Origin of the sequence: Streptomyces sp. ST2-7A, from assembly GCF_021390475.1 — a bacterium.
Lineage (GTDB): Bacteria > Actinomycetota > Actinomycetes > Streptomycetales > Streptomycetaceae > Streptomyces.
Window position 1 is genome coordinate 333,094 of the sequence record NZ_JAJUWS010000001.1, and the last position, 12,742, is coordinate 345,835.

The window sequence follows — 12,742 nt, forward strand, 5'->3', positions numbered from 1 at the left end:
TCAGACCGCCCTCATCAGCAGGGTCACGGCGATCAGGAGCGCCGCACCGCCGAACATCGAGACCGCGTAGGAGCGGGCGTAGCCGTTCTGCACCCGCCGCAGCCGACCCGACAGCCCGCCGAACGCGGCGGCGGTGCCGTTGACCACGCCGTCCACCAGTTTGTGGTCGACGTAGACCAGGCCCCGGGTGAGGTAGTTGCCCGGCAGGACGAACGCCGCGTGGTTGAAGTCGTCCTGCAGCAGGTCGCGGCGGGCGGCCCGGGTGACCCACCGGCCGGTGGGGGCGTTGTCCGGGACGGGCCGGCGGCCGTACTGCAGCCAGGCGGCGGCCACGCCGATGAGCATCACGGTGGTGGCGGCGATCGAGACCGTCAGGTGACCGACGGGCGAGTCGCCCTCCGCGATGCCGGTGACCGGCGAGAGCCAGTCGACGAAGGCGTGGTTGATGTTGAACAGGAAGCCGGCGCAGACCGAGCCGATGGCCAGCACGATCATCGGGATCGTCATGGTGCGCGGGGACTCGTGCGGGTGCGGCTCGTTGCCGGCGGCGTCCGGCTGCCAGCGCTTCTCCCCGAAGAAGGTGAGGATCATGATGCGGGTCATGTAGTACGCGGTCAGGCCCGCGCCCAGCAGGGTGACCCCGCCCAGGATCCAGCCCTGGGTGCCGCCGCGCCCGAAGGCGGCGTAGATGATCTCGTCCTTGGAGAAGAAGCCCGACAGGTACGGGAAGCCGATGATGGCCAGGTACCCGAGGCCGAAGGTGACGAAGGTGACCGGCATGTACCGCCGCAGGCCGCCGTAGCGGCGCATGTCCACCTCGTCGTTCATGCCGTGCATGACCGATCCGGCGCCGAGGAACAGCCCGGCCTTGAAGAAGCCGTGGGTGACCAGGTGCATGATCGCGAAGACGAAGCCGATCGGGCCGAGGCCGGCGGCCAGCATCATGTAGCCGATCTGCGACATGGTCGAGCCGGCCAGCGCCTTCTTGATGTCGTCCTTGGCGCATCCGACGATCGCCCCGAAGAGCAGGGTGACGGCGCCGACCACGATGACGGCGGTCTGCGCGTCGGGGGCGGCCTCGAAGATCACGCCGGAGCGGACGATCAGGTAGACGCCGGCGGTGACCATGGTGGCGGCGTGGATGAGGGCGGAGACCGGGGTCGGGCCCTCCATCGCGTCGCCCAGCCAGGACTGCAGCGGCACCTGGGCCGACTTGCCGCAGGCGGCGAGCAGCAGCATCAGGCCGATGAGGGTCATGGTGGTCTCGGTCGCGCCGCCCTCGGCGGCGGCCGGCAGCACCTCGCCGAAGGCGAAGGTGCCGAAGGTGGTGAACATGACCATGATGGCGATGGCCAGGCCGATGTCACCGACCCGGTTGACCACGAACGCCTTCTTCGCGGCCGTGGCCGCGCTCGGCTTGTGCTGCCAGAAGCCGATCAGCAGGAACGAGGCCAGGCCCACGCCCTCCCAGCCGACGTACAGCAGGAGGTAGTTGTCGGCGAGGACCAGCAGCAGCATCGCCGCCAGGAAGAGGTTCAGGTAGCCGAAGAAGCGGCGGCGGCGCTCGTCGTCCTTCATGTACCCGACCGAGTACAGGTGGATGAGCGTGCCGACGCTCGTGATCAGCAGCACGAAGGTCATCGACAGCTGGTCGAGCCGGAAGGCGACGTCCGCCTGGAAGCCGCCGACCGGCACCCAGCTGTACAGGTGCTGGGTGAGGGTGCGATCGCCCGCGTCCCGACCCAGCAGGTCGGCGAAGAGCACGACCGCGACCGCGAAGGAGGTCGCGGCCAGTGCGGTGCCGACCCAGTGGCCGACGCGGTCCAGGCGTCGGCCGCCGAGCAACAGCACCGCGGCGCCGAGCAAGGGCGGCGCGAGGAGCAGTCCGATCAGTGACTCCACAGGTCCAATCCCCTCACAGCTTCATCAGACTGGCGTCGTCGACCGAGGCCGAGTGCCGGGAGCGGTAGAGCATGACGATGATCGCCAGGCCGACGACGACCTCGGCGGCGGCGACGACCATGACGAAGAACGCCATGATCTGGCCGTCGAGGTTGCCGTGCATTCGGGAGAAGGCGACCAGCGCCAGGTTCCCGGCGTTGAGCATCAGCTCCACGCACATGAAGACCACGATGGCGTTGCGCCGCACCAGGACGCCGCAGGCGCCGATGGTGAACAGCAGCGCGGCCAGGTGGAGATAGTTCTCGGGGCTCACCGACGGGCCTCCTCGCCTGCCGCGTCCGGACCGTTGTCCCTGCCGTCGCCGTTCCCCTCGCCGTTTCCGGCCCGGGGAGCGTCGCCGTTGCCGTCACCGGCGTCGTCCGCGTTGTCGCCGGCGTCACCGGCGCCGGCGTCGTCCACGGCCCGCCGGGGCGGGGTGATGGTGACGGCCCGCCCCTGGTACTCGGCGGTCCGCCGCTCGATGGCCGCCAGGTCGGCCAGGGCCTGCTCGTGCACCTCGCGGACCTGTCCGCGCTCCCGCAGCGTGGCGCTGACCGACAGTTCCGAGGGCCGACCGTCCGGCAGCAGCGCCGGGATGTCCACCGCGTTGTGCCGGGCGTAGACGCCGGGGACGGGCAGCGGCGGCAACTGCTCGCCGGAACGCACCCGCTCCTCGGACTGCTCGCGCTGGCTCTTGTTGCGCTCGATGCGCTCGCGGTGGGTCAGCAGGGTGGCGCCCACCGCCGCGATGGTCAGCAGCACGCCGGTCACCTCGAAGGCGACCACGTACCGGGTGAACAGCAGGCTCGCCAGGCCCTGCACGTTGCCGTTCGCGTTGGCCTCGGCCAGTCCGGTGAAGGAGCCGACCGACGCCTGGCCGATGCCCGCGATCAGCAGGATGCCCAGGCCCAGGCCGCAGCCGGCGGCCAGCAGCCGTTGCCCCTTGAGCGTCTCCTTCAGGGAGTCCGCCGCGCTCACGCCGACCAGCATCAGCACGAACAGGAAGAGCATCATGACCGCGCCGGTGTAGACCACGATCTGCACGATGCCCAGGAAGTAGGCGCCGTTGGCCAGGTAGAACAGGGCCAGGATCACCATCGTCCCGGCCAGGCACAGCGCCGAGTGCACCGCGCGGCGCATCAACACCGTGCCCAGGCCGCCGGCGACGGCGATCGGGGCCAGGATCCAGAACTGTGCTGCCTCGCCGCCGGAGGTGGTGGTCTCCGCGGCGAGCGCGGTCAGCGTGCTCACGACCGCACCTCCGTGCCGCTCGCGTCGTCCGCCGTGCCGATCGGGTTCGCGGTGCCGGAGTCGTCGCTCGCGGTCCCCGCCGGGGGCGCGTCGGCCGGACCGGTCTCCCCCTTGGAGAAGGCGACCTGCCGTTCGGTGCCCTCGGCCGCCGCGCGGACCTCGCCCCGGTAGTACGACTGCTCGTCGGCGCCCGGGTACATGGCGTGCGGTGCCTCGACCATCCCGTCGGTCAGTCCGGCGAGCAGCTCCTCCTTGGTGAAGATGAGCGACTCGCGGCTGCGGTCGGCCAGTTCGTACTCGTTGGTCATGGTCAGCGCGCGGGTCGGGCACGCCTCCACGCACAGCCCGCACAGGATGCAGCGCAGGTAGTTGATCTGGTAGACGCGGCCGTACCGCTCACCGGGTGAGTAGCGCTCCTCCTCGGTGTTGTCCGCGCCCTCGACGTAGATGGCGTCCGCCGGACAGGCCCAGGCGCACAGCTCGCAGCCGATGCACTTCTCCAGCCCGTCCGGGTGCCGGTTGAGCTGGTGGCGTCCGTGGAAGCGGGGCGCGGTGGGCTTCTTCTGCTCGGGGTACTGCTCGGTGAGGCGCCGCTTGAACATGGCCTTGAAGGTCACCCCGAACCCGGCCACCGGGTTCTCGAACTCAGGCATCGTTCCCCTCCTTCCGTTCGGCGTTGTTGTCGGTGGAGTCCTCGGCGGGGCCCTCGGTGGGACGGTCGGTCCGCTCTCCGGCCCCCTCGGCACCGGCGCTGCCGGCGGGGACCGGCTCGCGCTCCCGCTCCGAGTGCGGCCCGCGCGCGGGCCGTCGCGGCACCGGCGGCAGGCTCTGGCCGGGCAGCGGCGGAACGGGGTAGCCGCCGGCCATCGGGTCGAACCCGGCCTCGTCGCCGTTCCCCTTTCCGGCCTCCTCCCGTTCCCGGGCGCGGTCGGAGCGGTCCCGGAAGACGTCCACCACGAAGGAGAGGATCAGCAGCACCAGGACGCCGCCGATCACCCAGAAGACGATGTCGCCGAGGGTGCGCCCCTCCAGCTGCAGCGCCCGCACGGTGGCGACGAGCATCAGCCAGACCAGCGCGATCGGGATGAGGACCTTCCAGCCCAGCGCCATGAACTGGTCGTAGCGCACCCGGGGCAGGGTGCCGCGCAGCCAGACGAAGACGAAGAGCACGCCGAGCAGCTTGGCGACGAACCACAGGATCGGCCACCAACCGGAGTTGGCCCCCTCCCACACGGTGCTGATCGGCGCCGGGGCCCGCCAGCCGCCCAGGAAGATCGTCACCATCAGGGCGGAGACGGTGACCATGTGGATGTACTCCGCGAGCATGAACATCGCGAACTTGATCGAGGAGTACTCGGTGTTGAAGCCGCCCACCAGGTCGCCCTCGGACTCGGGCATGTCGAACGGCGCGCGGTGCGCCTCGCCGACCATCGAGACCAGGTAGATGAGGAAGGAGACCGGCAGCAGGACCACGAACCAACGGTCGGCCTGCGCCCCGACGATGCCCGAGGTGGACATCGTGCCGGAGTAGAGGAAGACGGCCGCGAAGGACAGACCCATCGCGACCTCGTAGGAGATGATCTGCGCGGTGGCCCGCACCCCGCCCAGCAGCGGGTAGGTCGAGCCGGAGGACCAGCCGGCGAGCACCGTGCCGTAGGCCGCGATCGCCGAGGTGGCCAGCACGTACAGCAGCGCCACCGGCAGGTCGGTCAGCTGCAGGACGGTCTCGGTGCCGAAGATCGTCACCGGGTCGTCGGCGGGCCCGAAGGGGATCACCGCGAAGGCCATGAAGGCGGGGACCACGGCCAGGATCGGCGCCAGGACGTAGACCGGCTTGTCGGCCCCCTTGACGATGATGTCCTCTTTGAGCATCAGCTTGATGCCGTCGGCCAGCGACTGGAGCATCCCCCAGGGGCCGTGACGGTTGGGGCCGATGCGCAGCTGCATCCAGGCGACCACCTTGCGCTCCATCACGATGGAGATCAGCACGGTGCCCATCAGGAACGCGAAGACGCAGACCGCCTTGAGCAGGATCAGCCAGAACGGATCCGTGCCGAACATCGACAGGTCTGCCTCCTGCGCGAGCACGGCGTCGGCGCTCGTCATGCGTCCCCTCCCTTCTCGGTGACGGAAGCGGTGGTGGAGGCGGAGGCGACGGAGGCGGTGACGGGCGTCTCCGGGGCCGGAGCCAGGCGCACGGTGTCGCCGGGCACGGCCCCCAGGTCGCGGTGGACCCCGCGCCCCACGGAGTTGAGCGGCAGCCAGACCACGTCGTCGGGCATCCCCGGCGTGACCGCCAGCGGCATCCGGGTCGCGCCGGCCGGACCGGTGATCTCGATCCGGCCGCCGTCGGTCAGTCCGCGGTCGGTGGCGGTGGCGGGCGAGACCCGGGCGGGCGCGTCGTGGCGGGTGGCGGCCAGCGCCTCGTCGCCCTCCTGGAGCCGGCCGCGGTCCAGCAGCATCCGGTGACCGGCCAGGACCGCCTCCCCGGCGCGCGGCCGGGCGGGCTCGGCGGCACGGGCGGTGGGCCCGAGCGGCAGCTCGCCGTCCCACTCGCCGAACCGGTCCAGCTCGCGGCGGGCGGCGGCGACGTCCGGCAGGCGCAGCGGTACGTCCATCGCGTCGGCCAGCATGTGCAGGGCCCGCAGGTCGGGCTGGACCTGGCGGCGGGTCATCTGGTCGGGCTTGATGGCGGGCTCGAAGGGGCGCAGGCGTCCCTCCCAGTTGAGGAAGGAGCCGCCCTTCTCCACCACGGCCGCCACCGGCAGCACCACGTGGGCCCGCTCGGTGACCTCCGAGGGCCGCTGTTCCAGACTGATCAGGAAGCCCTCGTCCCGCATCCGGTCCAGGGCGGCGAGCGCGCGGGCCGGGTCGGGCAGGTCGTCGACCTCCACACCGCCGACCACCAGCGCCGCCAGGCGTCCGGCGGCGGCGGCCTCCAGGATCCCGGAGACGTCGCGGCCGGGGCCGGAGGGCAGGTCGGCGGGGTCCACGCCCCAGATGGCGGCCGTCTCCAGGCGCGCGCGCGGGTCGCCCTCGGGCCGGCCCCCGGGCAGCAGCCCGGGCAGTGCGCCGACCTCCAGCGCGCCGCGCTCGCCGGCCCGGCGGGGGATCCACACCAGGTGGGCGCCGGTGGCACCGGCCGCCGCGACGGCGGCGGTGTACCCGCCGGGCACGGTCGCCAGCCGCTCGCCGACCACGATCACCGCGCCGTCGGCGCGCAGCGCCGTGCCGACGCCGTGGTCGTCCTCCCCGCGGGCGATGGCCTCCAGCAATCCGGGCTCGGCGCCGGGGGCGGCGGGCAGCAGGGTGCCGCCGGCCTTGGTCAGGCCCCGGGTGGCGTGGGTGGCGAGGGAGTACACCTTCAGGCCGTGCTTGCGCATCCCCTTGCGCAGCCGCAGGAAGACGCCGGGGGCCTCCTCCTCGGACTCGAAGCCGACCAGCAGCACCGCCGGGGCGTGCTCCAGGGAGGTGTGGGTGACCGAGTCGGCGCCCGGCCGTCCGCCCGCGACGTGCGCGGCGAGGAAGGCGGCCTCCTCCGCACCGTGCGGTCGGGCCCGGAAGTCGATGTCGGCGCTGCGCAGGGCGAGTCGGGTGAACTTCGCCCAGGCGTAGGCGTCCTCGACGGTGAGCCGACCGCCGGGCAGCGCGCCGACCCCGGCGCCGGCCACCGCGGCGGCCAGGCCGCGGGCGGCGGCGTCCAGCGCCTCGGGCCAGCTCGCCGCGGTCAGCTCACCGGTGTCCGGGTCGCGGACCAGGGGGGTGGTGAGCCGGTCGGGTCGCTGCGCGTAGCGGAAGCCGAAGCGGCCCTTGTCGCACATCCACTCCTCGTTGACCCGGGGGTCCTCGGCCGCCAGGCGGCGCATGACCTTGCCGCGCCGGTGGTCGGTGCGGGTGGCGCAGCCGCTCGAGCAGTGCTCGCACACGCTCGGCGAGGAGATCAGGTCGAAGGGGCGGGAGCGGAAGCGGTAGGCGGCCGAGGTGAGCGCGCCGACGGGGCAGATCTGGATGGTGTTGCCGGAGAAGTACGAGGCGAACGGCTCGTCCTCGCCGGTGCCCACCTGCTGGAGGGCACCGCGTTCCAGGAGTTCGATCATCGGGTCGCCGGCGACCTGGTTGGAGAAGCGGGTGCAGCGCGCGCACAGCACGCAGCGCTCGCGGTCCAGCAGCACCTGGGCGGAGATCGGCAGCGGCTTGGGGAAGGTGCGCTTGACGCCCTCGAAGCGGGACTCGGCGTTGCCGTGGCTCATCGCCTGGTTCTGCAGCGGGCACTCGCCGCCCTTGTCGCAGACGGGGCAGTCCAGCGGGTGGTTGATGAGCAGCAGCTCCATCACACCCTTCTGGGCCTTCTCGGCGACCGGCGAGGTGAGCTGGGTGCGCACCACCATGCCGTCGGTGCAGGTGATGGTGCACGAGGCCATCGGCTTGCGCTGGCCCTCGACCTCGACGATGCACTGCCGGCAGGCACCGACCGGGTCGAGGAGGGGGTGGTCGCAGAACCGGGGGATCTCGACCCCGAGTTGTTCGGCGGCGCGGATCACCAGGGTCCCCTTGGGGACGGAGATCTCGATGCCGTCGATGGTGAGGGTCACCAGGTCCTCGGGCGGGATCCCGGCTCCGCCGCGGGCGGAGGCGTCGGTGGTGACAGTCATGCGTTCACCTCCAGGTGGGCGGAGCCGTCGGTCCGACCGGCGGGATCGGCGGTGGAGTCGGCCCAGACGGTGGAGCGGGCCGGGTCGAAGGGGCAGCCGCCGCCGGTGACGTGCCGCTCGTACTCCTCGCGGAAGTACTTCAGGGAGGAGAAGATCGGGCTGGCGGCGCCGTCGCCCAGGGCGCAGAACGACTTGCCGTTGATGTTGTCGGCGATGTCGTTGAGCTTGTCGAGGTCCTCCAGCGAGCCCTTGCCTGCCTCGATGTCGCGCAGCAGCTGCACCAGCCAGAAGGTGCCCTCCCGGCAGGGGGTGCACTTGCCGCAGGACTCGTGGGCGTAGAACTCGGTCCAGCGGGTGACCGCGCGCACCACGCAGGTGGTGTCGTCGAAGCACTGCAGGGCCTTGGTGCCGAGCATCGAACCGGCCCCGGCCACACCCTCGTAGTCCAGCGGCACGTCGAGGTGCTCGGGGGTCAGCAGCGGGGTGGAGGAGCCACCGGGGGTCCAGAACTTCAGGGTGCGGCCGGGCCGCATCCCGCCGGTGAGGTCCAGCAGTTGGCGCAGCGTGATGCCGAGCGGGCCCTCGTACTGGCCGGGCCGGGCGACGTGCCCGGACAGCGAGTAGAGGGTGAAGCCGGGCGACTTCTCACTGCCCATCGAGCGGAACCACTCCTTGCCGCGGGCCAGGATGGGCGGCACCGAGGCGATGGACTCCACGTTGTTGACGACGGTCGGGCAGGCGTAGAGGCCGGCGACCGCCGGGAAGGGCGGGCGCAGTCGGGGCTGGCCGCGGCGTCCCTCCAGGGAGTCCAGCAGCGCGGTCTCCTCGCCGCAGATGTACGCGCCGGCGCCGGCGTGCACGGTGAGTTCCAGGTTTTTGCCCGGGCCCAGGGCGTCCTTGCCGAGGTAGCCGGCCCGGTACGCCTCGGCGACGGCGTGGTGCAGCCGGCGCAGGACCGGCACGGTCTCGCCGCGCAGGTAGATGAAGGCGTGCTCGCTGCGGATCGCGTGGCAGGCGATCACCATGCCCTCGATGAGGGAGTGCGGGTTGGCGAACAGCAGCGGGATGTCCTTGCAGGTGCCCGGCTCGGACTCGTCGGCGTTGACGACGAGGTAGTGCGGCTTGTCGTCGCCCTGCGGGATGAACTGCCACTTCATCCCGGTGGGGAAGCCCGCGCCACCACGGCCGCGCAGGCCGGCGTCCTTGACCAGGGCGATGACGTCGTCCGGCGCCATGTCCAGGGCGGCGCGCAGGCCCTGGTAACCGCCGGCGCGGCGGTAGGACTCCAGGGTCCAGGGGGCCTCGCGGTCCCAGACGTCGGAGAGGACGGGGGCGAGGATCTGCTCGGCGAGCTTGCGGGTGCCCTCGGGGGTCCCGCCGGCGGCGTTGTTGTTGCCGTTGTTGCCGTTGTTGCCGTTTCCGCTGCCGTCGCGCGGCGCGGGGGTGGTCGCGGGGGTCATCGGCGCTTCTCCTCCCGGCTGTCGTCCCCGGCGGGGGACTCGGGGGCGCCGGCTCCGACCTCGCGGGCGAGTTCGAGCCCGGCCAGGGTGGCGGGGCCGGCCGCGCCGGAGGCGGCGACGGCGTCGGGACGCTCGTCGGGGAAGCCGGCCAGGATGCGGGCGGTGCCCCGGAAGTCGGTCAGCGGGGCGCCCCGGGTGGGGATCACCTCGCGGCCGGCCCGCAGGTCGTCCACCAGCTGCTTCGCGGACTCGATGGTCTGGTTGTCGAAGAACTCCCAGTTGACCATCACCACGGGGGCGTAGTCGCAGGCCGCGTTGCACTCGATGTGCTCCAGCGTGACCTTGCCGTCCTCGGTGGTGCCGGCGTTGTCCACCCCGAGGTGCTCGCGGAGCGCGGCGAAGATGGCGTCGCCGCCGAGCACCGCGCACAGGGTGTTGGTGCAGACCCCCACCTGGTGCTCACCTGAGGGCTTGCGCCGGTACATGGTGTAGAAGGTGGCCACCGCGGTGACCTCGGCGGGGGTGAGGTCCAGCATCTCGGCGCAGAAGCGCATACCGGTGGCGGAGACCCAGCCCTCCTCGGCCTGCACCAGGTGCAGCATCGGCAGCAGCGCGGAGCGGCTGTCGGGGTAGCGGGAGATGATCTCCCGGGCGTCGGTCGCCAGGCGTTCGCGGACCTCCGCGGGGAAGTCGGGGGCGGGCAGTTGGGGCATGCCCAGTGCCACCGGGGTCCCGCCGGACTCCGCGGCCCGTGTCGCATCGGTCATCGGTCGACGCCTCCCATCACGGGGTCGATGGAGGCCACCGCGACGATGACGTCGGCGACCTGGCCGCCTTCGCACATCGCCGCCACTGCCTCGAGGTTGGTGAAGGAGGGGTCCCGGAAGTGGACCCGGTAGGGGCGGGTGCCGCCGTCGCTGACCATGTGCACGCCCAGCTCGCCCTTGGGGGACTCCACGGCCGTGTACACCTGGCCGGCGGGAACCCGGAAGCCCTCGGTGACCAGCTTGAAGTGGTGGATCAGGGCCTCCATGGAGGTGCCCATGATGGTGCGGATGTGGTCCAGGGAGTTGCCCAGACCGTCGGGGCCCACGGCCAACTGCGCGGGCCAGGCGATCTTCTTGTCCGCGACCATCACCGGGCCGGGCTCCAGCCGCTCGACGCACTGCTCGATGATCCGCAGCGACTGCCGCATCTCCTCCAGGCGCAGCAGGAAGCGGCCGTAGGAGTCGCAGGTGTCGGTGGTCGGGACCTCGAAGTCGTAGGTCTCGTAACCGCAGTACGGATCGGTCTTGCGCAGGTCGTGCGGCAGGCCGGCGGAGCGCAGGATCGGGCCGGTGACGCCCAGCGCCAGGCAGCCGGCGAGGTCGAGGTAGCCGATGTCCTGCAACCGGGCCTTGAAGACCGGGCTGCCGCTGCACAGCTTGTCGTACTCGACGAGGTTCTTCCGCATGGTGGCGACGAACTCGCGCAGCGCGTCGACGGTGCCGGGCGGCAGGTCCTGGGCGAGACCACCGGGGCGGATGAAGGCGTGGTTCATCCGCAGGCCGGTGATCAGCTCGAAGAGGTCCAGGCACAGTTCGCGGTCCCGGAAACCGAAGATCATCACCGTGGTGGCGCCGAGTTCCATGCCGCCGGTGGCGATGGCCACCAGGTGGGAGGAGATCCGGTTCAGCTCCATGAGCAGGACCCGGATGACCTCGGCGCGGTCGGGGATGTCGTCGGTGATGCCGAGCAGCTTCTCCACGCCCATGCAGTACGCCACCTCGTTGAAGAAGGGCGTGAGGTAGTCCATGCGCGTGACGAAGGTGGTGCCCTGCGTCCAGGTCCGGTACTCGAGGTTCTTCTCGATGCCGGTGTGCAGGTAGCCGATGCCGCAGCGGGCCTCGGTGACGGTCTCGCCGTCGATCTCCAGGATCAGCCGCAGCACGCCGTGCGTGGAGGGGTGCTGCGGCCCCATGTTGACGATGATCCGCTCGTCGTCGGCGCGCGAGGCGGCCTCCGCGACCTGGTCCCAGTCGCCGCCGGTGACGGTGTAGACCGTGCCCTCGGTGGTCTCCCGGGCGCCCGCGGTGGCGGTGGGCGCGCCCCGCTCCGTTCCCTGTGGGGTGGTGGTGTCGTGGGACATCAGCTGTACGACCTCCGCTGGTCGGGTGCCGGGATCTGGGCGCCCTTGTACTCGACGGGGATGCCGCCGAGCGGGTAGTCCTTGCGCTGCGGGTGGCCCTGCCAGTCGTCGGGCATCATGATCCGGGTCAGCGCCGGGTGCCCGTCGAAGACCAGGCCGAAGAAGTCGTAGACCTCGCGCTCGTGCCAGTCGTTGGTGGGGTAGACGGTCACGACCGAGGGCACGTGCGGGTCGGCGTCGGGGGCGGAGGTCTCCACCCGGATCAGCCGACCGTGGGTGAGCGAGCGCAGGTGGTACACGGCGTGCAGTTCCCGGCCGGTGTCGGCGGGGATGTGCACGCCGCTGACGCCGGTGCACAGCTCGAAGCGCAGCGCGGGGTCGTCCCGCAGGGTGCGGCAGACCGCGAGCAGGTGCTCGCGGGCGACGTGGAAGGTGAGTTCCTTCCGGTCCACGACGGTCTTCTCGATGACCACCGCCGGGTCCAGGCCCTGCTCCTCCAGCGCGCCCTCCAACTCGTCGGCCACCTCGTCGAACCACCCGCCGTAGGGGCGGGAGCTCGCGCCGGGGAGGCGGACGGTGCGGCGCAGACCGCCGTAACCGGAGGTGTCGCCACCCTCGAGGCTGCCGAACATGCCGCGACGCTCGGCGATGACCTCACCGGCGTCGTCGCGCCGGCCGACCTCGCCGGAGGGGTTGGCGTTCCCGTCGGGCCCGGGCGCGGAGCCGCCGCCCGGGGTGCTCGCCGCGCTCATCGCAGCAGCCCCTTCATCTCGATGGTGGGCAGCGCCTTGAGCGCCGCCTCCTCCGCCTCGCGGGCCGCCTGCTCGCGGTTGACGCCGAGCTTCTCGTCCTTGATCTTCTCGTGCAGCTTGATGATCGCGTCGAGGAGCATCTCGGGACGGGGCGGGCAGCCGGGCAGGTAGATGTCCACCGGGATGACGTGGTCGACGCCCTGCACGATCGAGTAGTTGTTGAACATGCCGCCGGAGGAGGCGCACACGCCCATGGAGATGACCCACTTGGGGTTGGGCATCTGGTCGTAGACCTGTCGCACCACCGGCGCCATCTTCTGGCTGACCCGGCCGGCGACGATCATCAGGTCGGCCTGGCGGGGCGAGCCCCGGAAGACCTCCATGCCGAAGCGGGCCAGGTCGTAGCGGCCGGCACCGGTGGTCATCATCTCGATGGCGCAGCAGGCCAGGCCGAAGGTGGCCGGGAAGACGGAGGACTTGCGGGCGAGTCCGGCCGCCTTCTCGACGGTGGTCAGCAGGAAACCGCTGGGCAGCTTCTCCTCAAGTCCCATCGGGGAC

At 71.6% G+C, this 12,742-nt stretch carries 11 protein-coding genes; all 11 read right to left on the reverse strand.

Features of this window, described 5'->3' with window-relative positions:
- Genes nuoL through LZF96_RS01595 form a run of 11 tightly spaced genes read right to left on the reverse strand, consistent with a single transcriptional unit; the run spans position 1 to position 12,735 of the window.
- Positions 1-1,902 (reverse strand): NADH-quinone oxidoreductase subunit L, encoded by a 1,902-nt coding sequence (nuoL, locus tag LZF96_RS01545; RefSeq protein WP_233864850.1) that lies wholly within the window; start codon positions 1,900-1,902, stop codon positions 1-3.
- Positions 1,903-1,915: 13 nt separating this feature from the next.
- Positions 1,916-2,215, reverse strand: a complete 300-nt coding sequence (nuoK, locus tag LZF96_RS01550; RefSeq protein ID WP_143616608.1) for an NADH-quinone oxidoreductase subunit NuoK — start codon at positions 2,213-2,215, stop codon at positions 1,916-1,918.
- On the reverse strand, positions 2,212-3,183 hold the full coding sequence (locus LZF96_RS01555; protein ID WP_233864969.1) for an NADH-quinone oxidoreductase subunit J: 972 nt from the start codon (positions 3,181-3,183) through the stop codon (positions 2,212-2,214). The genes nuoK and LZF96_RS01555 overlap by 4 nt, the downstream gene beginning before the upstream one ends.
- A 5-nt stretch (positions 3,184-3,188) precedes the next feature.
- Positions 3,189-3,845: an NADH-quinone oxidoreductase subunit NuoI gene (gene nuoI, locus LZF96_RS01560; RefSeq protein ID WP_233864852.1), complete on the reverse strand. Its 657-nt coding sequence runs from the start codon at positions 3,843-3,845 to the stop codon at positions 3,189-3,191.
- Positions 3,838-5,298 carry an NADH-quinone oxidoreductase subunit NuoH gene (gene nuoH / locus LZF96_RS01565; protein ID WP_233864854.1) on the reverse strand — a complete coding sequence of 487 codons (1,461 nt, stop codon included), beginning with the start codon at positions 5,296-5,298 and terminating at the stop codon, positions 3,838-3,840. Before nuoH ends, nuoI begins: the two co-directional genes overlap by 8 nt.
- Positions 5,295-7,844, reverse strand: a complete 2,550-nt coding sequence (locus LZF96_RS01570) for an NADH-quinone oxidoreductase subunit G (protein ID WP_233864856.1) — start codon at positions 7,842-7,844, stop codon at positions 5,295-5,297. Before LZF96_RS01570 ends, nuoH begins: the two co-directional genes overlap by 4 nt.
- Complete coding sequence (gene nuoF, locus LZF96_RS01575; RefSeq protein ID WP_233864858.1) at positions 7,841-9,304, reverse strand: NADH-quinone oxidoreductase subunit NuoF; 1,464 nt, start codon at positions 9,302-9,304, stop codon at positions 7,841-7,843. Before nuoF ends, LZF96_RS01570 begins: the two co-directional genes overlap by 4 nt.
- Positions 9,301-10,017, reverse strand: a complete 717-nt coding sequence (gene nuoE, locus LZF96_RS01580) for an NADH-quinone oxidoreductase subunit NuoE (RefSeq protein WP_374203057.1) — start codon at positions 10,015-10,017, stop codon at positions 9,301-9,303. The genes nuoF and nuoE overlap by 4 nt, the downstream gene beginning before the upstream one ends.
- Before the next feature lie 50 nt (positions 10,018-10,067).
- Positions 10,068-11,432 (reverse strand): NADH-quinone oxidoreductase subunit D, encoded by a 1,365-nt coding sequence (locus LZF96_RS01585; RefSeq protein ID WP_233864862.1) that lies wholly within the window; start codon positions 11,430-11,432, stop codon positions 10,068-10,070.
- Positions 11,432-12,184 (reverse strand): NADH-quinone oxidoreductase subunit C, encoded by a 753-nt coding sequence (locus LZF96_RS01590; RefSeq protein ID WP_233864864.1) that lies wholly within the window; start codon positions 12,182-12,184, stop codon positions 11,432-11,434. The genes LZF96_RS01585 and LZF96_RS01590 overlap by 1 nt, the downstream gene beginning before the upstream one ends.
- Positions 12,181-12,735 carry an NADH-quinone oxidoreductase subunit B family protein gene (locus LZF96_RS01595; protein WP_233864866.1) on the reverse strand — a complete coding sequence of 185 codons (555 nt, stop codon included), beginning with the start codon at positions 12,733-12,735 and terminating at the stop codon, positions 12,181-12,183. The genes LZF96_RS01590 and LZF96_RS01595 overlap by 4 nt, the downstream gene beginning before the upstream one ends.
- Positions 12,736-12,742 lie beyond the last annotated feature (7 nt).